The sequence below is a fragment of the Vibrio sp. 10N.222.46.A1 genome (assembly GCF_041473595.1).
Taxonomy (GTDB): domain Bacteria; phylum Pseudomonadota; class Gammaproteobacteria; order Enterobacterales; family Vibrionaceae; genus Vibrio; species Vibrio tasmaniensis_A.
Genome location: NZ_JBFRSN010000196.1, coordinates 1 through 357, shown reverse-complemented (window position 1 = coordinate 357; position 357 = coordinate 1). Strand labels below are relative to the sequence as shown.

Sequence of the window (357 nt, the reverse complement as noted above, 5' to 3'; positions counted from 1 at the left end):
GATAGCAATCTTATCAAATAGTTAGCTGTTTTTCGTTTCTTTCGTCGTCACATCTACTCTGATTTCGCTAATGCCATTATTCATATTATCGATGCCTTTTCAGCTAGGTGGGTCGGCTCATTCCGAAACATGCCATGTATTGGTCTTACTTTTTTATCGCTAAAGGTGACTGTGTCGTCGGTGAGGTACTAGCGTCATGTACTCGTTGATTGAGTGTTCTGGCCCAATAATGTGCACCACCACACGCTTCAACGCCTATACGCATGAGTGGCATATTTGCTATTGTAGTCAGTAGTTTAGAGCGAGTTACCGACTTATGAAGTATGACCTTACCATTTTGGTCTACGGCATGAAGAC

1 pseudogene is annotated in these 357 nt (G+C 42.6%); it reads right to left on the bottom strand.

Annotated elements, in window-relative coordinates:
* Positions 1-190: 190 nt before the first annotated feature.
* Positions 191-357: pseudogene (locus AB4496_RS06630) on the bottom strand (IS110 family transposase); the annotation flags it as partial.